The following is a 17179-nucleotide window of genomic DNA, read 5'->3' as shown; positions in this document are numbered from 1 at the left end:
CGGCGCCGACCTGATCTTCACCGAAGCACTGCACACGCCCCGCGAATTCGAGCAGTTCCGGGCCGCGGTGGATACGCCGTTGCTGGCCAACATGACCGAGTTCGGCAAGTCGCAGTTGCTGACCGCCAAGCAGCTGTCCGACATCGGTTACAACGTGGTGATCTACCCGGTGACCACGCTGCGGCTGGCCATGTATGCCGTCGAGGTCGGCCTTCGCGAAATCGCCGACACCGGAACGCAATCCGATCTTCTAGATCGGATGCAGCACCGCAGCCGGCTTTACGGGTTGCTGCACTACGCCGAATACACCGAATTCGATTCCGATATCTACAACTTCGCTCTTGAAGGAGTCGCGCCATGAGCGCCATCGAAGACAAGCCCCGCATCTACAAGGGACTGGCGGGTGTCGTCGTGGACACTACCTCGATCTCGAAGGTGGTCCCGGAGACCAACTCGCTGACCTACCGGGGATACGCGGTACAGGATCTGGCGGCGCACTGCAGCTTTGAGCAGGTGGCCTACCTGCTCTGGCACGGCGAGCTGCCCAACGACCAACAGCTGGCGCTGTTCACTCAGCGGGAACGCGCCGCGCGCCGACTGAACCGGTCCACGCTGTCGCTCCTGCAGAAACTGCCCGACACGTGCCACCCGATGGACGTGGTGCGCACCTTGATCAGCTACCTGGGTGCCGAAGACCCCGACTCGGAAGACCCCGCCGAGAGCGCCAATTACGCCAAGTCACTGCGCATGTACGCGATGCTGCCCACTGTTGTTGCCGCCGACATGCGGCGCCGGAGCGGCTTGGCGCCCATCGCCCCACACAGCCACATGAGCTATGCACAGAATTTCCTGCACATGTGCTTCGGTGACGTGCCCGAGCAGGTCGTCGTCGACGCCTTCGAGCAGTCGATGATCCTCTACGCCGAACACAGCTTCAACGCCTCCACCTTTGCCGCCCGGGTAGTCACGTCCACTCAATCCGACATCTACAGCGCGGTGACGGCAGCCATCGGCGCGCTCAAAGGCCCACTGCACGGCGGTGCCAACGAAGCCGTGATGCACGACATGATCGAGATCGGCACGGCCGCCAAGGCGTCAGAGTGGTTGCAGGGCAAGCTGGATCGCAAGGACAAGATAATGGGCTTCGGGCACCGCGTGTACAAGAACGGGGACTCGCGCGTGCCGACCATGAAGAAGGCCCTGGAGCGCGTCGCCGCGGCCCGCGACGGCCAGAAGTGGCTCGACATCTACGAGGTCCTGGAGCGGGGCATGGCCGACGCCAACGGCATCAAGCCGAACCTGGATTTTCCAACCGGGCCGGCCTATCACTTGATGGGCTTCGACATCGGCTGCTTCACACCAATTTTCGTGATGAGCCGCATCACCGGGTGGACGGCTCACATCATGGAGCAGACCGCGTCCAACGCGTTGATCCGCCCGCTGAGCGAGTACGTCGGCCCACCACAGCGTCAGCTGAAGCCGTCGACTCTGCGGTGACGGCGCACCTTACTCGAACTTCTTCACCCTGGACGCGGAGTCAACGCGGCTGCCGTTGATCAACGCCGCGCGCGCCAACACCTGCTCGGCTTGCTTCACGTGCGCGGCGTCGACGAGAACCCCGTTCACCCCGACGGCGCCGCGGCCCTTGGTCTCGGCTTCGCGGTAGGCGGCGAGATTAGCCTCCGCGCGGGCGATCTCGTCGGCCGTTGGTGCGTACACCTCGTTGGCGACCGGCACCTGGTCGGGATGAATCGCCCATTTCCCGGTGTAGCCCAGCAACGACGCCCGTCGCGCGTCGCGCTGATAGCCGGCGAGGTCCCGGTAGTCGGGATAGGGCGCGTCGATCGCGTCGATGCCGGAGATGCGCGCCGCCACGATCACCTTGTTGCGGGCGTAATTCCAGAATTCTCCGGGATATTCGCCGAGCGGGACGAAGTTGGTGTCCACCCGGGCGCCCTGGGACAGTGAGAAGTCGCCCACGCCGAAGATCAGTGCGTCCAGCCGGGCGCTGGCTGCCGCGATCTCCTCGGCGTTGGCCAGGCCCTCGACCTCTTCGATGAGCACTTCGAGCCGAATCTGTTTGCGCAAGCCCAGTTTCGCCTCCAGCTGCGTGAGGAGAACGTCCACCCACCAGACGTCGCGGGCCCGGCGAGCCTTCGGGATGATGATCGTGTCGAGGTTCGCGCCGGCCTTGCTCACCACGTCGATGACGTCGTCGTGGCACCACCGGGTGTCCAGGCCGTTGATCCGGATGGCGCGTACGGTCCGTCCCCAGTCGATGTCGTTGAGGGCGGTGATCGCCTTGGCGCGCGATTCCTCTTTGAACGCCGGCGGCACCGCGTCTTCGAGGTCGAGGAAGACCAGGTCCGCCCCGCAGGTGACACCCTTCTCGAACATGTTGTCGTTGCTCGCGGGCACCGCGAGCTCCGAGCGGCGGAGCAGCTGGCTCATGAATCTCCTTCTCTCACAACACGCCACGGGCGCGCAGGTCGTCAATGTCAGCTCGGGCCAGGCCGAGCAACTCGCCGTAGACCTCGGCATTGTGTTGGCCAAGCTCTGGACCCAGGTGGCCGACGGTCCCGGACACCGACGAGAACCGCGGAACCGGCGCCTGGACCGTCATCGGCCCGAGCTGTTGATCCTGCACAGATACGAACACCCCACGATGCGCGAGCTGCTCGTCGCCCACCAGGTCGGTGATGTCGTAAACCGGAGCCGCCGCGACGTCGTGCGCGTCGAAGACCTCCATAGCTTCCGAAAGCGTCTTGGCCGCAACCCAATCCGCTACCACGGTGTCGACTTCCACGGCCCTGGCCAGCCGGCGTTGCGGATCCGAGAAGTCGGCGTCTTGCAGAAGGTCGTGCCGGCCGATCGCTCGAAACACTCTGAGCGCCAACGCCGGTGAGCTGCCGGACATGGCCAGCCACCGGCCGTCGGCGGTACGATAGGTGTTCCGTGGCGCGGAGATGTCCCACCGGTTGCCGGCCCGCTCGGGCACCAGCCCCAGCTGGTCATAGCCCAACAGCGTCTGCTCCAGCAACCGGGCCAGCGGGTCGATCAGGTTGACGTCGATCAGCTGGCCCGGCGCACCGTGCACGTCGCGGTGGTACAGCGCCATCAGCACCGCGTAGGCGGCGTTCAACGATGCCACGCCGTCAGCCAGCATGAACGGCGGCAGCGTGGGCGGTCCGCCGGCCTGCCCGGTGATGTGTGCGAAACCGCTCATCGCCTCCCCGAGCGTGCCGAAGCCGGGCCGCTCGCTCTTCGGACCCGTCAAGCCGTAGCCGGTGATGTGCAGCATCACGATCCGGTCGTTCACCACACGCAGGCTCTGGTAATCCAGCCCCCATTTGCGCAGTGTCTGCGGACGGGTGTTGAAGATGGCGACGTCGGCGTGCTCGACCAGCCGGCGCACCAGGTCCTGCCCTTCGGCGCAGCGCAGGTCGAGCGTGATGGACCGTTTGTTGCGCGAGATCGACTTCCACATCAGGCCGATGCCGTCGCGCTGGTTGCCCCACCCACGGATCGGGTCGCCATGACGCGGCTCCTCGACCTTGATGACGTCGGCGCCGAACTCCCCGAGGTACGTCGCGACCAGCGGAGCGGCCGCCAGCGTGGCGAGGTCGAGCACCCGCACGCCATCAAGCATTGACATGCACCCGGGCATTCGAAGGTCGTTGCAGACCAAGGTGTCCCCGCAGCGTCGACGACTCGTACTCGGTCCGGAACAGCCCACGACGTTGCAGTACTGGCACCACCATGCGCACGACATCTTCAAACGCACCCGGCAGATGCGTTGCGGCCAGCACGAATCCGTCGCACGCCCCGCTTTGGAACCAGTCTGCCATCTGATCGGCGACCTGCTCGCCGGTGCCGACGAAACGCGGCCCCTGCAGTAGGGTGGCGCGGTGACCGGCCAGGTCGCGCACGGTCACCGGCCTGCCCCCGCCCCCAACAGAAATGTGCGTGCGCAGGTTCTGCACCAGTCCCCTGATGCCGGAGACCCCCGCGATGAGTTCGTCGGTGACCGGGTCGTCGAGATCATGTTGGGCGAAGTCGTAATTCATCAACTCGGACAGGAGTGTGAGCGATGCCATGGGGTCGACCAGATCGTTGAGGAACAAAGCTTCGCGATCCTTGGCGTGGGCCTCGGATTCGCCGACGACAGCGTAGGCCATCGGGCAGATCCGCACCGATGCGGGATCACGCCCGGCGTCGGCAATGCGCGCCTTCTGGTCCGCGTAGTGGCTGCGCGCGACTTCGACGCCGGGGTCGCCGGTAAAGATCAATTCCGCCCAGCGCGAAGCGAATTCACGGCCACGGCCCGACGATCCGGCTTGGATGACCACTGGCCGGCCCTGTGGGGTACGCGGCACGGTCAACGGTCCGCGCGCCGAGAAGTATCGGCCGACGTGCCCGAGCTCGTGCACCTTGGCGGGGTGGGCGTAGTGGCCGGACGCCCTGTCGTGCAGTATCGCGTCGTCCTCCCAGGTGTCCCACAGTCCGGTCACCACATCCATGAATTCGTCGGCACGGTCGTAGCGTTCGTCGTGGGCCAGATGGGCGTCCACCCCGAAGTTCTGGGCCTCGCTGTCGTTGACCGAGGTCACCACGTTCCAGGCAGCCCGGCCGCCGGACAGATGGTCCAGGGTGGCGAAGGTGCGGGCCACATGGAACGGCGGGTAATAGGTGGTCGAGTAGGTCGCCCCGAGGCCGATCCGCGACGTCGCCTGCGCAAGCACCCCCAGCACGATGCCGAGGTCGAGCTTGACCGGGCGCGCGCCGTGGTACACCGCCTCGGCCACCGAACCGCCGTACACCCCCGGCATGGCCAAGCGGTCGTCGAAGAACATCAGGTCGAAGCACCCTTCTTCCAGCTGGCGCCCGATCTTCGCGTAATAGGAGGCATCGAGGTAGCGATGTTCGGTCGCGGGATGCCGCCACGACCCCGCGTACACCGAGGTGCTTCCTGCCTGCATGAACGCCACCAACGCCATCTTTTCGCTACGCATATTTCCGAATCTAACATCTGATATTTCAGATATCAAACGCTAGATGTGTCGTTTGATAGGATCCCTGCATGCCCGCGATCGACATTTCCGGCACGGTTCGGGAGCGCGCCGCCCGCGAACTGCGGGACCGTATCCTCACCGGCGCCCTGCCCGCGGGATCACGCGTGGACCTCGACGCCATCACGGCGGAGTTCGCCACCAGCCGGACGCCCGTGCGCGAGGCGCTGCTGGAGCTGTCCTTCGAAGGCTTGGTCCAGGTCGCCCCACGCAGCGGCATCACCGTTATCGGCATCAGCCCCGCCGACGTCCTGGACAGCTTCACCATTCTGGGTGTGCTCACGGGACAGGCGGCGGCCTGGGCGGCCGAGCGCGTCGAGTCCCAAGAACTGGACATGTTGCGCGACCTCGCGGCCGACGTGGCGGCGCGGTCCGGCGAGGGCAGCATCGGCGAGGCCAATTGGCATTTCCACCAAAACATCCACCGCGCAGCGCATTCGCCACGACTTTTGAATCAGATCAGGCAGGCGGCCCGCGTCGTGCCGAGCAATTTCCTCACGCTATTCCCCGACCACGAGAAGCATTCGCTCGACGAGCACCAGCAGTTGCTTGACGCGCTCGGGGACAAGGACACCGAGCGCGCCCGCGCGATCGCCGAGCGACACGTGCTGGACGCGGGCCGCTCGCTGGCCGACTGGCTGGAACAGCGGCGTTAGAGTCCTGGCCGCGCGCCGGTGCACTCGGCGCGGCGGGCCCTCAAAGGTTGGCGATGTCGTCGGGTACGTCGACCGCGTGCTCCTCGAGCACCTCGAGCGGCACCACCTCGAGGGTGCGCTGGTGGGTGGAGGCCAACACCACCGGGGCGGCAAAGCCGTCCTCGTGAGCCCGGAGCCAGTTCAGCGCGGTGACGCACCAGCGGTCACCCGGCAGCAGGCCGGGAAAGCGATATTCGGGCACCGGCGTCAGCAGGTCGTTACCGATTGAGCGTTGATGCTCGAGAAACTCGGCGGTCACGACGGCGCAGATGGTGTGCCTGCCGGCATCCTCGGGGCCCGTCGAGCAACAACCGTCGCGATAGAAGCCAGTGACAGGGTCACCGGAGCACGGTTCCAGTGGGTCACCAAGTACGTTGCGGTCGGACACGTCCCTAGTATCACGCTGATCTGGCTCAGGTTCTAAGGAGGTTATACAAACGCGGTGAATCGAGCCGTCAAGCTTCGGTCCGTTTTGATCGCGCCAGCGGCCACGGCACGATAGGTTCGTCGGCGTGATACTTAGCGGAGCCTTCCTGGCCGAAGCGGCGGCGACGGTGGACAACAAACTCAACGTGCAGGGTGGCGTACTTTCCAAATTTACGGTGGGGCCTGAACGGTTTGCCCGGTTTGTGCTCGTCGTGCTCACAGCGGCAGACGCGGAAGACTCCGACCGGCGGGTCACGGTAGACCTCAGACCGCCGACGACTGAGGCGGCGGCGATACTCAACCAATTCGAGGTGCCCGGTGCCTCGCTCGGCGAGTTCCCGGGATTCGCATTCTTTCCTATCGAAACTGTGCTGCCCGTTGACGGCCGCTGGACGATCGAGGTGTCCGCGGGCGGGGACCTGATCTCCCTGCCGCTGCTGGTCAATAGCTGGGAGCCGCCGTCACTGGGCATCTGATGGCGTGCGCGGTCAGATCAGCGCGGGCAGAACGGTGTCGGTGAGGAGCTGGACCGACTTCCAGGCTTCGTCGACGGGCATGCCACCGACCAACGGATGCAGCACGATCGGCCCGTAGTTGTCGGCGTGGCGGACTTCGGCGATGAGCTGGTCGGGGGTCAAAAACCGGTACCGCCCCGAAGCTTTGACCTGTTCCATGGTCTGCACCCCGGGTAGGTGCATGAGCGAGCGCTCGTCGCTTGACCAGCCGCCGTATGTGACCGCTTCCCAAAGGATGTGCTCGCCGAGCTCTGCCCACGCCCGGTCCGGATCCTCGTGCAGGTAGATCATTCCCCGATTGGTTTCCCCGGGCATCAGCACGAACGGCGTGATGCCCGCGGCGGCACACAATTCGCGATAGTAGGCGGCGATGTCGGGCAGGTGGTCGGCCAGGCTGAGCGGCAGCCCGAAACGAGCCGCCCGCCGGGCCGTGGCCCGCGCACTGCCGCCGACATACAACGGCGGATGCGGCCGGCTCCACGCCCCGGTACAGACTCCCGCGTCCGGTCCGGTGCCCGCCCAGACGGAGAGCATTCGCTCGAGCAGGCCGTCCATCAACTTGCCGCGCTGGCTGAAATCGACTCCGAGCGAGTCGTATTCGACTGTGCGATAGCCCAGCCCGACGGTGGTGTGCAACCGCCCGCGACTCATGTTGTCAACCAGCGCGATGTCTTCGGCGAGGCGGACTGGATTCCACAGCGGGCCGAGCGCACAGTCCACGCTCGCGATCAACTTCGACGTGCCGGCCAAGAACATCGACGCGGCCATGATCGGGTTGCAGCTCCATCCATGCCCGGTCACGTGGTGCTCGTCGACGCTGATCGAGGTGATGCCCCGGGACTCTCCCCAGTGCGCGAGTTCGAGTGCGGCACGGATCAACTCGCTCTGGGCGCGTGGTTGTCCTTGCGGGGAGGCAAAGTTGAAGCGCAGCACCGTCAACAACATGTCAAGCCTCGTCGGCCATCGACTGGACGAACGCCGCAAAGTCTGGAAACAGCGCGCGATCGACGATCTCGATGCGGGTGCCGAACGCGTCGACGTAGTACGCGAACAGCGCTAGCCCAGAATCAGCCGTTTCAGCCACGGCAGCCGTCATTTCGAACGTAAAGCCGTTGCTCTCTAACTCTTTCGCGGAGTCGGCGAGGTTGTCGGTGAAGTAGCCCACGTGATGGACCGCGTTGCCGGGCGCGGCCGTCCACGGAGTTCCCGGAACCTCCTGGACTAGTTCGATGTGTGGGCTCTGAACCGAGTAGACGATCGTCGAGGTGAGTTCGCGCGTCCAGGCCGCGGTGCGGAACGGCAGCGCGTAGCTGAGCGGTTTGATCCACCGGTAGCCGGCCAGCGCGGTGAGGCGGGCCTTTGCGGCATCGAGGTCGGGCACCACGATGCCGACGTGGTAGAGGTCTTCGGGCCGTAGCGTCATAGTTCCTCGCTATCTGCTTTTCTCTAAATAGCTTCGCAGCCAAGCGGTTTCCCAGAAGTTGGTGCTGCCCGCGAGGAGCTGCTGATGGGCCTCGCGTAAAACGTCACGTGCGCCGGGATGGTCGTCGGGGACGAGCTCGGCGAGGTGGATGGCATGTAGCGCGCGGCCGTCGTCGAGGTAGGTCCGCGCCCGGTCCACCAGCGCGTCGGCGCCAGCCAGTTCGACGACGTCGGCGGCGACGGCGTCGAAACCGACCGGATACAGCTCGGTGGTCGAGCGGTGATGGAACCAGCCCGAGTAGTTCTCCCAGATGGCCCGCACGTCCCAGGCCACCTTCCCGTAGCCTTGGCCCACTTCGTATTCCACGGGCAAGGTGATCTCGCGCATCAGGGTCCGGACGTCCTTGCCGGCGTTCATCCCGGTGACGGTTTGGTCGTGGATGTGCGCGATCGCGTTGCGCAGGCGGGTCAGCTCGGCGTCGATGCGTTCGGCCCCCGCGATCGGCTCGAAATGACCCGTAACCAGGAGTTCGGGCTCCAGCGCACGCACCCGCTCGACCGACGCGATGGCCGTCAGGGCATCCCGGTAGCGGTCGCCCCGCATGGTGACGAGGTTCGGGATGTGGCCGAATATCGGACCAAAGGTATTTCCACACAGGCAGATTCGTTCATCGGGCAACCAAAGCACCAGCGAGTCAGTCGTCTCGCCGCCCGGCACCGAGATCAGCTCCAGTCGTCGGCCGCCGACCTCCAGGGTGAGCGTGTCCTCGAAGTCCAGATCGACCGTTGGAGTGCTTTGGCCGGCTAGCCGCGTGGTGCCGAGCCGCCGTTGGATGGCCCGGATGCCGTCGGCCAGCTTGTCTTTGAACGCGAAGGCGCTGCGGCTGGCACGATACGGGATGAGGCGTTCGTTGTCGTCCCGCCAAGCGGTCCAGTTCGCCTGCGCGACAACCAATGTATCTGGATCGCGCACGCTGTCCAGACCGCCGACATGATCGACATGTCCTTGCGTGAAGATGATGTAGCGCACCGGCGAGGAATCGACGGCGTCGAAGTTGGCGCGGTGCACCGGGCCCTCGAAACCCATGCCGGTGTTGACGATCACCCGGCCCTCGGTTGTGGTGAGCAGGTAGGCGTTGGACAGACCCGGCGAGCACCACAGCCCCGCCGCTATCTGCTCGGCCTTGTAGGCGGTGGCGGGCTGCAGCGCGTCTGCGCCTGGACGGCTGCGATACACCGGCTCGAACTGCATCGGTGCTGACTCCTTCATTCGGGGCGGACGTCGAACCTGTCGAAGTAGAAGCCGAAGCGCGCACGGAGGTCGTCGCCCGAGATGCCGAAGTGCCGTTCCAGGTCGTACCGGATGCGACCATGCTTGCCGCGCGGGTTGCCGTCCAGGTATCGCTGGAACCGGCCGCGCACCTTCGGTGTCAACTCGACGTCAGCACGCCGGTAAAGCTCCTCCAGCAGCGGTATTTCGTTGCCGTTGAGGTGGTGGAAACTGATATCGATGCTGCGCTCGGCCGGCACCAGCTCGCGGTCACGCACGCACGCGCTCAGCAGTCGGTGCACGCGATCGCTCCAGTAATCGAGCAGCCAGTCGGGCTCGATGCTGGTGCGGCGCAGTCGGTCAGAGTAGGCCATCATCGTGATCGCCGACTGCACCACCGCGACGGGATCGCGATGGGTGAAGGCTACCGTCGCGTCGGGGAAGGTCGCCATCAGCGGGCCGAGCTGCTCGCAGTGTTGCGGGCTCTTGAGCACCCAGGTTCGCGGGCCGCGCAGAAAGGTCAACGCCTGCAACACTTTTTTCAGGTATGCGTAATGCCGATCCTGGTTCAGGCTCAGGTAGTAGTCACGCCAATCCGGCACGCGCGCATGCCATTCGAGCACATAGCCGGCCAGGTCCAGATCGAGAAGTTCGACCTCCTCCTCGATCGCCTCGGGAAACCGGTCGTGCATCGCGGCCACCACGGGGGCGCTCGCCATCAGCGCCTCATGCTCCGCCTTGGTCCGGGCGTAGCGGGGATCCACGCCGGCGACGTCGGGACCCTGGCCGCGCGCCGGGATCGGATCCTGGCTCTCCCAGTACGGCAGCGCACGGCGTCGCGGATCGGCGGCGATGAGATTCACCAAATGCGTGGTGCCCGATCGCGGCATCCCGACGACGATGAAGGGCTTCTCGATGGGTATCGACTCGATCTCGGGATAGTGCGTGACAAGGTCGGCCAACGACAGTCGATTGCGCAGCAGGCGCACCACCCGTTGCCGCAAGGTTCCCCGGGTCAACTGGGTCAGGCCCTTGTCGGCTTCGATGGCACCCACGTGCGCGGCCAGGCGGTCGCTAAAACCGTCGGCGTCGTCCAGGTCGGCTGCGCCACCCAAGCCTGCCTGCTCGGTGGCTTCGGCGAGCAGCCGGTCGATGTCGAACTCGACGTATCTTGCTTCGGTGAATTCCAGGACCTGACGCTGGACATCGGTCAATTTGGGCGCGGTCAGATCGTCGAAATCGATGTCGCCGACGTCAGGGCCAGCGGAACCCATGCGACCGCCTCCTCGACACGCCGTTGTCAAGCACGACATAGACGCTAGCCGCCGTGAAACCACCTCCTCCATCCGGACGTGCCTCACATCCTCGGCCGATGGACCGCAGCGCTTCCGTTGCCGCGAGCCAGCGAGAGACGCGATTGACCACACCGAGTTTGTGCTGCCGGCGTGCCCTGGCCGGGCGGTACCCTACAGCGGGAATCCGCCCTTTTCACCTTCGGCAGAAAGGTTGTCCGGTGCTCGTCGTTACTACCAATGACATTCCAGGCTGGGAGATCCAACGCGTGTGCGGAGAAGTCTTCGGGCTCACGGTGCGATCGCGAAATGCTTTCTCCCAGTTCGGTGCTGGATTCAAGTCGATGTTCGGCGGCGAGCTGCAGGGCATGACCAAAAACCTGGCCGACAGCCGCAACGAGGCAATGTCGCGGCTGCTCAACGAAGCCCGCAACCGAGGCGGCAATGCCATCGTCGCAATGCGTTTCGACACCACCGAGATCGGCGACGTATGGACGGAGATCTGCGCCTACGGCACCGCGGTGCAGGCCGTGCCGGTCACCGACGCGGCGCGCTACACGGCCTCCCAACTCGGATACGGCGGTACGCCGCAGCAACCACAGGCGCAGCCACAGCCACAGCCACAGCAGTGGTAGCGGGGGGGCTTTCAGCCGCTGCCCAACATGCAGGTCACCTCGTACGCCCACCCTGCCACCCGGCGCTGAATACTGCGCGATGACAAGGGGATAACAATTCCCCACCCCGCGTGATTGCGGAACCGGGCGAGCCGCCCAACAAATCTATCGTCACTGCGTGCACCGTCGAACGGCCCTCAAGCTACCGCTGCTGCTCGCGGCGGGCACGGGACTGGCCCGCGCGACCCGCGCCTCCGCCGACGCGGCCCGGTGGCCGGCTGACCGGGCGAACCGCTGGTACCAAGCGCAGGGGTGGCTCGTCGGCGGAAACTACATCACCTCGACCGCCGTCAATCAGCTCGAAATGTTCCAGGCGGGCACCTACGACGCGCGGCGCATCGACGCCGAGCTGGGCGCGGCGCGGTCCGTCGGGTTCAACGCCGTGCGGGTCTTCCTGCACGATCAGCTCTGGGCCCAGGACCGCCAGGGCTTCCAGAGTCGCCTCGCACAGTTCGTCGGCATCGCGGCGCGGCACAACATCAAGCCGCTCTTTGTCTTGTTCGACTCCTGCTGGGATCCGTTCCCCAGGGCCGGCCGTCAGCGCGCGCCAAGACCGGGGGTGCACAACTCCGGCTGGGTGCAGAGCCCGGGCGCCGAGCACATCGACGACCCCCGCTACCGCCCCGTGCTGCAGGGTTACGTGACGGCGGTATTGAGCCAATTCCGCACCGACGATCGCGTCCTGGGTTGGGACCTGTGGAACGAACCCGACAATCCCGCCAAGGTGTATCGCCAGGTGGAGCGCAAGGACAAGCAGGACCGTGTAGCAGAGCTACTGCCCCAGGTGTTCCAGTGGGCACGCTCGGTCGATCCCGCTCAGCCGTTGACGAGTGGCGTCTGGCAGGGCAACTGGGGAGATCCGGGGCGCCGCAGCGCGATCAGCGGCATTCAGCTCGACAACGCCGATGTGATCAGCTTTCACAGCTATGCCGCACCCGCCGAGTTCGAGGGCCGGATCAATGAGCTCGCCCCGCTGGGACGGCCGATCCTGTGCACGGAGTACCTGGCCCGCCCTCAGAACAGCACTGTCGAAGGGATCCTGCCAATTGCCAAGCGGCACAACGTAGGTGCCCTTAACTGGGGTTTGGTCGCCGGCAAGACGCAGACCTACCTGCCCTGGGATTCCTGGGATCACCCGTACACAGCGGCGCCGAAAGTATGGTTCAGCGACCTGCTGCAACCCGACGGGCGGCCCTTCCGGGACAGCGAAGTGCAAACTATTCGCGGTCTGGTCAGCGGGCCGGGTCAGACTTAGCTGCCCGGCCCCGACCTACGATTACAGGCATGACCGCGGAACCTCGAGTTGTTCCCGGTCCGCTGCTAAGGATGATTCGAGACCAGCGAGTCGCCTTCCTTGTTATCGGCGCTGTCAACACGGCGATCGGCATGGGCTTGTTCGCCCTGCTGCTGTGGCTAATGCGAGATGCGATCGGCTACCTGGGCGTGTTGGCCTGCACACACGTCATAGCCATGCTGGTGGCGTTTGGCCTGAACCGAATGTTCGTCTTCCGGGTAAAGGGTCACCTGCTGCGTGATCTGGCTCGTTTCGAGTTGGTCAACCTCTCTGTGCTGGCTTTCAATTTCGTCGTCTTGCCGCTGCTGGTAGAGGTCTTCGGCTGGCCGGTGCTGCTCTCCCAGCTCGTCGTAATCGTGGTGACCGTGCTGTACAGGTGGTTTGCTCACCGGCTCTTCACGTTTCGCCGCATCTCAGCCGAACACCCCAGCCCCACACAGGGCCGCGCCGTGAGGTGACCGTGAATCAGCGTGGTCCTAAAGTTTTGCTAGCCAACATATTTGCGACAGACCACGCAGATTGCTCGACATACCAGACCGGAGGCGCTGTCAACGTTTTCAGCTATTGTGATTTAAGCTAGGCCCGGCCAGTCGGCGGCCACGACGCCAGGCCTGGGATGCTGCGTCAGGCACCTTGTCGACTTCGCGCCCGCGACGACTTAGGTCGCGGACATCGGGGGCGCCCAGGAGATGATCGTCGAGCATCGCCGCACCGGCCAGTCGTCAGTTGCCGCCTTCACCGGAAATGATGAGCATGGTTACTAGCCCCCGCACGGGTCGTTGCGCGTCATGAGCGTCCAAACCGTATTCGCCTTGACCAGTGCACGGTCGGGGACCAGGTCGTTGAGTGAATTGCTCAAGCGCAATGCGTCGGATTGCACCGTCGTGCACGAACCCAACGATCTCAATCTGCGAAACCCATCGATGTTTGGGGTGCCGATTTATCACAACGCCACTGGAGATCTCGACGCGGTGCGGACCTTGCTGCACAGGAAGCGCCAGACGATTGCCGCGTATGGCACTTCCACCTACGTCGAGACCAGCCATGCCTTCCTCAAGTCGTACTGGAACCTTGCCCCAGAGTTCTTTCCCCACACCAAGGTCTTTCACCTGATCCGCAATCCCCTAGAAGTCGCGCTCAGCGAATCCAACCGCGAATGTTGGATGGTCAAGCGCCGCAAATATCCGGTGCGCTACCGGTATCGCTACTACCGCGGCAGTGACGGCCGACGATACCGGCGCTGGGCACTCACAGAACTGGAGCCGATCTTCAGCCACTTCGCCCTCGCAGAACTCACCCTGTTCCAGCGTTACCTCATCCAGTGGATCAAGATCGAGAACCGGGCCATGAAGTACTTGCGGCGCTTCGACATGCACACCCGTTGCATGACGCTGCACACACCACAGGATCTGAACGATCCGCAGACCGCGGCCGCCATCTTGGGCTTCGTCGGCGTCATTCGCCCGTGCGACCTGGAGCTCCCGGGGGCGCAGAATCGTGCGGCACCGGGATACGCGACCGTCGTCGGTGAAGATGAGGTGTGCCAATGCCGCGAGGTGGTCGCTGCCCTGCCGTCCACTTACCTCGAAATATTCCGGCACGAACCGTACGCCGGGCAGGATTGGGCGCCGCTGTTAAGTAATCGTCAACCCGAACCAAGTGAGTAATCGCACCGCAGCTTTGGCGGTGGCGGAGGTGTGCGGTGGCCGAAACATTGGCGGTGGCGGAGGGATTTGAACCCTCGGACGGTGTTAGCCGTCACACGCTTTCGAGGCGTGCTCCTTAGGCCGCTCGGACACGCCACCGCCGAGCAGCTTACCCAACCGGAGGCCGCTCACCCCAATCGCTGGCGAGTAAAGAAAGCCTCCAGCGGCGCGGCGCACTCTCGGGCCAGGACACCCCCGCGCACATCGGGACGATGATTGAGCCGGCGATCGCGTACCACGTCCCACAGCGATCCGACCGCTCCCGTCTTGGGTTCCCAGGCGCCGAACACCAGCCGCTCGACGCGGGCCAGGACCAGGGCACCGGCGCACATCGTGCACGGTTCGACGGTGACCGCCAGCGTGGTCCCCTCCAGCCGCCACCCGTCACCGAGCAGGGCGGCCGCCTCCCGCAGGGCCAGCACCTCGGCATGCGCGGTGGGATCACCGAGTGCCTCGCGGGCGTTGACCGCGCGGGCGAGTTCGGTGCCGTCAGCGCCGACCACCACCGCACCGATGGGCACATCGCGTGGGCCCGCCGTCGCGGCGACCGCCAACGCGGCGCGAATCAGGTCCTCGTCAGTGCTCACGAGAGAGAGTGACGGCAGCGGCGACCCGCCGCGCCCGGCTCCGCCGCGCTTGCGATCACCGACCGAGGCCGTCGATCACCGCCGACAGCTGCTCGGCGAAGCCCATCTCGCGCGCGATGCGGCCCAGTTGCTCGTCGGCATACAGATCGGTCTCATCGAGAATGACCCCCAGCACCGCTTCGGACAACCCGATGTCGGACAGCAACCCGAGGTCACCCTCCTCGAACGGTTCGGCCTCCTCGAGGTCCTCCGGATCGATGTCGGCGTCCAGGTTGTCGAGCACCTCGGCGGCGATGTCGTAGTCCAGTGCGGCGGTGGCGTCCGACAGCAGCAGCCGAGTTCCCGACGGCGCCGGACGCACGATCACGAAGAATTCGTCGTCGACGTCGAGTAGCCCGAAGACGGCGCCTGCGCTGCGCAGTTCGCGCAGTTCCGTCTCGGCCGCCGTCAGGCTCGTCAGCGACTTGCGCCCCAGCGCAGAACAGCGCCACTGGCCCTCCTCGCGTACCACTGCGACACCGAAGCCGTCTGGCATGTCCGCTGACGGGCCTGTTGCTGCAGCCCGTTGTGCTCCCATGGGCGCCTACGCTAGTCGCTGACCAGGTCCGTGACCAGACGAGCTGGCACAAGCCGGGGCCCCATCGGTCCCCAAATGTGCCAACCTTGGATCGTGGCCAGACCTATTGCTCGTGCCCCTTCCAAAACACCGGTGTGCGTCCTCGGACTGGGTCTGATGGGGGGTTCGATCATGCGGGCCGCCGCGGCGGTGGGCCGGGAGGTGTTCGGCTACAACAGATCGGTGGAGGGCGCCCAGGGCGCGGTGTCCGACGGCTTCGACGCCACCACCGATCTCACCGACACGTTGATCAGGGCCACCGACAGCGACGCGTTGATTGTGCTGGCGGTGCCGATGCCGGCGTTGCCGAGCATGCTCGGTCATATCCGCGAGTTGGCACCCAACTGCGCGCTGACCGATGTCACCAGCGTCAAGAGCGCCGTGCACGACGCGGTCGGCGCGGCGGGCCTGCTGGCACGCTTCGTCGGCGGGCACCCGATGACGGGCACCGCGTTCTCGGGCTGGGCGGCCGGCCACGCCGGGTTGTTCGTCGGATCCCCGTGGGTGGTCAGCGTCGACGACCACGTGGACCCGGCGGTGTGGTCGACGGTCATGGCGCTGGTGTTGGACTGCGGGGCCGTGGTGGTGCCGGCCAAATCCGACGAACATGACGCCGCCGCGGCGGCCATCTCGCATCTGCCGCACCTGCTCGCCGAGGCGCTTGCCATCACCGCCGCGGAGGTCCCGCTGGCGTTCGCGCTGGCCGCGGGATCTTTTCGGGACGGCACGCGCGTCGCGGCCACAGCCCCCGATCTGGTCCGGGCGATGTGTGAGGCCAATAGCGACCAGCTGGCGCCGGCCACCGGCCGAATCATCGACCTACTCAGCCGGGCCCGCGACGCGCTGGTACACCACGACTCGGTGGGCGACCTCGTCGAATCCGGCCATGCCGCGCGCACGCGCTACGACAGCTTCCCGCGTTCGGAGATCGTCACGGTCGCCATCGGGGCGGAGAACTGGCGCGAGGAACTCGCCGCCGCCGGCCGCGCCGGCGGAGTGATCAGATCCGCTCTGCCAGTCCGGGGTAGTCCACGATGAAACCGTCGGCATCGACGGTGACCGTTGTATCGGCGACGGGCGAGCGCAGTTTGATCCCGTCGAGGCGACCCTGGCTGCTGTAGTTGACCGTGGCCGCGGTGACGGTCATCTGCGGCACGTTGACGTAGACCATCGGCAGCACTGCCGATTCGGCCCGCCCGTGTAGGCCGAGTCGCCGGATCGGCAGGGCGTTGAAGAACGGGCTGAACACGACGTCGACGTCCAAGGCGCCGTTGTACCCGGCGCGTCTCTCGCCCTGGTGATCGGTGACCAACCACATGTTCTCTTCGTCGCGGGAAATGGCGAGTTGCCGTTCCCGCTCGGCCAGGGTGACGGTCAGCCCGAACCGCTTGGTGGCACCGGATTCGTCGGTCTGCAGCTCGTAGTAGGCGCCGAACGCCGGGTTGGTCGCGGTGGCTGCCGCAACGATGCGGCCGTTTGCCCTGATTCGCTTGCCGGACAACTGAATTCGTACGGATTCCATGCGGGAGACATCCTGCGCGCGCCAGGTCAGCATCGCCGGCCACACACGCGGAGTCGGATCAGAGGGGACTGCGTTCACTCGTCTACCGTAG

19 protein-coding genes, 1 tRNA gene and 1 pseudogene are annotated in these 17179 nt (G+C 65.5%); 9 read left to right on the top strand and 12 right to left on the bottom strand.

The window, feature by feature from the left end:
• Together JO236_RS09915 and JO236_RS09910 are read left to right on the top strand one after the other, a co-directional pair.
• Nucleotides 1–361: pseudogene (locus JO236_RS09915) on the top strand (methylisocitrate lyase); the annotation flags it as partial.
• On the top strand, nt 358–1497 hold the full coding sequence (locus tag JO236_RS09910) for a bifunctional 2-methylcitrate synthase/citrate synthase (RefSeq protein ID WP_293328059.1): 1140 nt from the start codon (nt 358–360) through the stop codon (nt 1495–1497). The pseudogene JO236_RS09915 and the gene JO236_RS09910, both read left to right, overlap by 4 nt.
• 9 nt (nt 1498–1506) lie before the next feature.
• Here JO236_RS09910 and JO236_RS09905 read toward each other — a convergent pair whose 3' ends face one another.
• Genes JO236_RS09905 through JO236_RS09895 form a run of 3 tightly spaced genes read right to left on the bottom strand, consistent with a single transcriptional unit; the run spans nt 1507 to nt 5012 of the window.
• Complete coding sequence (locus tag JO236_RS09905) at nt 1507–2451, bottom strand: HpcH/HpaI aldolase/citrate lyase family protein (protein WP_293328056.1); 945 nt, start codon at nt 2449–2451, stop codon at nt 1507–1509.
• Between the two features lie 13 nt (nt 2452–2464).
• A complete protein-coding gene (locus JO236_RS09900; RefSeq protein ID WP_293328053.1) occupies nt 2465–3649 on the bottom strand; it encodes a CaiB/BaiF CoA transferase family protein in 1185 nt (394 codons plus the stop codon).
• A complete protein-coding gene (locus tag JO236_RS09895) occupies nt 3642–5012 on the bottom strand; it encodes an LLM class flavin-dependent oxidoreductase (RefSeq protein WP_293328050.1) in 1371 nt (456 codons plus the stop codon). Before JO236_RS09895 ends, JO236_RS09900 begins: the two co-directional genes overlap by 8 nt.
• A 68-nt stretch (nt 5013–5080) precedes the next feature.
• Here JO236_RS09895 and JO236_RS09890 point away from each other — a divergent pair, with 68 nt between their 5' ends.
• A complete protein-coding gene (locus JO236_RS09890) occupies nt 5081–5725 on the top strand; it encodes a GntR family transcriptional regulator (RefSeq protein WP_293328047.1) in 645 nt (214 codons plus the stop codon).
• A 40-nt stretch (nt 5726–5765) separates the two neighbouring features.
• Here the strand turns inward: JO236_RS09890 and JO236_RS09885 are convergent, their stop codons facing one another.
• The gene (locus JO236_RS09885; protein ID WP_293328044.1) at nt 5766–6152 is read right to left on the bottom strand and encodes a DUF2237 family protein; all 387 of its coding nucleotides are present in this window, start codon (nt 6150–6152) and stop codon (nt 5766–5768) included.
• A gap of 124 nt (nt 6153–6276) precedes the next feature.
• On the opposite strand from JO236_RS09885, the gene JO236_RS09880 reads away from it, so the two are divergent.
• A complete protein-coding gene (locus JO236_RS09880) occupies nt 6277–6666 on the top strand; it encodes a hypothetical protein (RefSeq protein WP_293328041.1) in 390 nt (129 codons plus the stop codon).
• Between the two features lie 12 nt (nt 6667–6678).
• On the opposite strand, the gene JO236_RS09875 is transcribed toward JO236_RS09880, so the two are convergent.
• Genes JO236_RS09875 through JO236_RS09860 form a run of 4 tightly spaced genes read right to left on the bottom strand, consistent with a single transcriptional unit; the run spans nt 6679 to nt 10671 of the window.
• Entirely contained in the window at nt 6679–7650 is a 972-nt protein-coding gene (locus JO236_RS09875) for an LLM class flavin-dependent oxidoreductase (protein ID WP_293328038.1), read from the bottom strand.
• 1 nt (nt 7651) lies between these two features.
• Nucleotides 7652–8128: a VOC family protein gene (locus JO236_RS09870; RefSeq protein ID WP_293328035.1), complete on the bottom strand. Its 477-nt coding sequence runs from the start codon at nt 8126–8128 to the stop codon at nt 7652–7654.
• A 9-nt stretch (nt 8129–8137) separates the two neighbouring features.
• Nucleotides 8138–9379, bottom strand: a complete 1242-nt coding sequence (locus JO236_RS09865; RefSeq protein WP_293328032.1) for an MBL fold metallo-hydrolase — start codon at nt 9377–9379, stop codon at nt 8138–8140.
• Nucleotides 9380–9393: 14 nt separating this feature from the next.
• Nucleotides 9394–10671 (bottom strand): sulfotransferase family protein, encoded by a 1278-nt coding sequence (locus JO236_RS09860; protein WP_293328029.1) that lies wholly within the window; start codon nt 10669–10671, stop codon nt 9394–9396.
• 239 nt (nt 10672–10910) lie between these two features.
• On the opposite strand from JO236_RS09860, the gene JO236_RS09855 reads away from it, so the two are divergent.
• The 4 genes from JO236_RS09855 to JO236_RS09840 all read left to right on the top strand — a co-directional run bounded on the left by JO236_RS09855 (nt 10911) and on the right by JO236_RS09840 (nt 14324).
• Nucleotides 10911–11324: a YbjQ family protein gene (locus tag JO236_RS09855; protein ID WP_293328026.1), complete on the top strand. Its 414-nt coding sequence runs from the start codon at nt 10911–10913 to the stop codon at nt 11322–11324.
• Nucleotides 11325–11481: 157 nt separating this feature from the next.
• Nucleotides 11482–12618 carry a cellulase family glycosylhydrolase gene (locus JO236_RS09850; RefSeq protein WP_293328023.1) on the top strand — a complete coding sequence of 379 codons (1137 nt, stop codon included), beginning with the start codon at nt 11482–11484 and terminating at the stop codon, nt 12616–12618.
• A 29-nt stretch (nt 12619–12647) separates the two neighbouring features.
• Nucleotides 12648–13115 (top strand): GtrA family protein, encoded by a 468-nt coding sequence (locus JO236_RS09845; RefSeq protein ID WP_293328020.1) that lies wholly within the window; start codon nt 12648–12650, stop codon nt 13113–13115.
• A gap of 330 nt (nt 13116–13445) precedes the next feature.
• Nucleotides 13446–14324, top strand: a complete 879-nt coding sequence (locus JO236_RS09840) for a hypothetical protein (RefSeq protein ID WP_293328017.1) — start codon at nt 13446–13448, stop codon at nt 14322–14324.
• A 48-nt stretch (nt 14325–14372) separates the two neighbouring features.
• On the opposite strand, the gene JO236_RS09835 is transcribed toward JO236_RS09840, so the two are convergent.
• From JO236_RS09835 to JO236_RS09825, 3 genes are all read right to left on the bottom strand, one after another.
• Nucleotides 14373–14462 (bottom strand) — tRNA-Ser (locus JO236_RS09835).
• Between the two features lie 29 nt (nt 14463–14491).
• Nucleotides 14492–14950, bottom strand: coding sequence for a nucleoside deaminase (locus tag JO236_RS09830; protein WP_293328014.1), 459 nt, complete (start codon nt 14948–14950; stop codon nt 14492–14494).
• Nucleotides 14951–15005: 55 nt separating this feature from the next.
• Nucleotides 15006–15527, bottom strand: a complete 522-nt coding sequence (locus JO236_RS09825) for a tRNA adenosine deaminase-associated protein (RefSeq protein ID WP_293328011.1) — start codon at nt 15525–15527, stop codon at nt 15006–15008.
• Between the two features lie 132 nt (nt 15528–15659).
• Here JO236_RS09825 and JO236_RS09820 point away from each other — a divergent pair, with 132 nt between their 5' ends.
• Nucleotides 15660–16604: a prephenate dehydrogenase gene (locus tag JO236_RS09820; protein WP_293328071.1), complete on the top strand. Its 945-nt coding sequence runs from the start codon at nt 15660–15662 to the stop codon at nt 16602–16604.
• Here the strand turns inward: JO236_RS09820 and JO236_RS09815 are convergent.
• Complete coding sequence (locus tag JO236_RS09815) at nt 16567–17166, bottom strand: putative glycolipid-binding domain-containing protein (RefSeq protein WP_293328008.1); 600 nt, start codon at nt 17164–17166, stop codon at nt 16567–16569. The two genes, JO236_RS09820 and JO236_RS09815, sit on opposite strands and share 38 nt — an antisense overlap.
• Nucleotides 17167–17179: the final 13 nt, after the last annotated feature.

It is taken from the genome of Mycobacterium sp., from assembly GCF_019247635.1.
Lineage (GTDB): Bacteria > Actinomycetota > Actinomycetes > Mycobacteriales > Mycobacteriaceae > Mycobacterium.
The sequence above is the reverse complement of the archived record's forward strand: the minus strand, read 5'-3'. Positions and strand labels throughout refer to the sequence as shown.

Excerpts from the sequence above, each read along its gene's own strand:
- JO236_RS09895 (WP_293328050.1), bottom strand. The coding sequence starts at position 5,012 with ATGCGTAGCGAAAAGATGGCGTTGGTGGCGTTCATGCAGGCAGGAAGC.
- JO236_RS09825 (WP_293328011.1), bottom strand. The coding sequence starts at position 15,527 with ATGGGAGCACAACGGGCTGCAGCAACAGGCCCGTCAGCGGACATGCCA.
- JO236_RS09905 (WP_293328056.1), bottom strand. The coding sequence starts at position 2,451 with ATGAGCCAGCTGCTCCGCCGCTCGGAGCTCGCGGTGCCCGCGAGCAAC.
- JO236_RS09900 (WP_293328053.1), bottom strand. The coding sequence starts at position 3,649 with ATGCTTGATGGCGTGCGGGTGCTCGACCTCGCCACGCTGGCGGCCGCT.
- JO236_RS09860 (WP_293328029.1), bottom strand. The coding sequence starts at position 10,671 with ATGGGTTCCGCTGGCCCTGACGTCGGCGACATCGATTTCGACGATCTG.
- JO236_RS09890 (WP_293328047.1), top strand. The coding sequence starts at position 5,081 with ATGCCCGCGATCGACATTTCCGGCACGGTTCGGGAGCGCGCCGCCCGC.
- JO236_RS09845 (WP_293328020.1), top strand. The coding sequence starts at position 12,648 with ATGACCGCGGAACCTCGAGTTGTTCCCGGTCCGCTGCTAAGGATGATT.
- JO236_RS09865 (WP_293328032.1), bottom strand. The coding sequence starts at position 9,379 with ATGCAGTTCGAGCCGGTGTATCGCAGCCGTCCAGGCGCAGACGCGCTG.
- JO236_RS09910 (WP_293328059.1), top strand. The coding sequence starts at position 358 with ATGAGCGCCATCGAAGACAAGCCCCGCATCTACAAGGGACTGGCGGGT.
- JO236_RS09875 (WP_293328038.1), bottom strand. The coding sequence starts at position 7,650 with ATGTTGTTGACGGTGCTGCGCTTCAACTTTGCCTCCCCGCAAGGACAA.
- JO236_RS09840 (WP_293328017.1), top strand. The coding sequence starts at position 13,446 with ATGAGCGTCCAAACCGTATTCGCCTTGACCAGTGCACGGTCGGGGACC.
- JO236_RS09870 (WP_293328035.1), bottom strand. The coding sequence starts at position 8,128 with ATGACGCTACGGCCCGAAGACCTCTACCACGTCGGCATCGTGGTGCCC.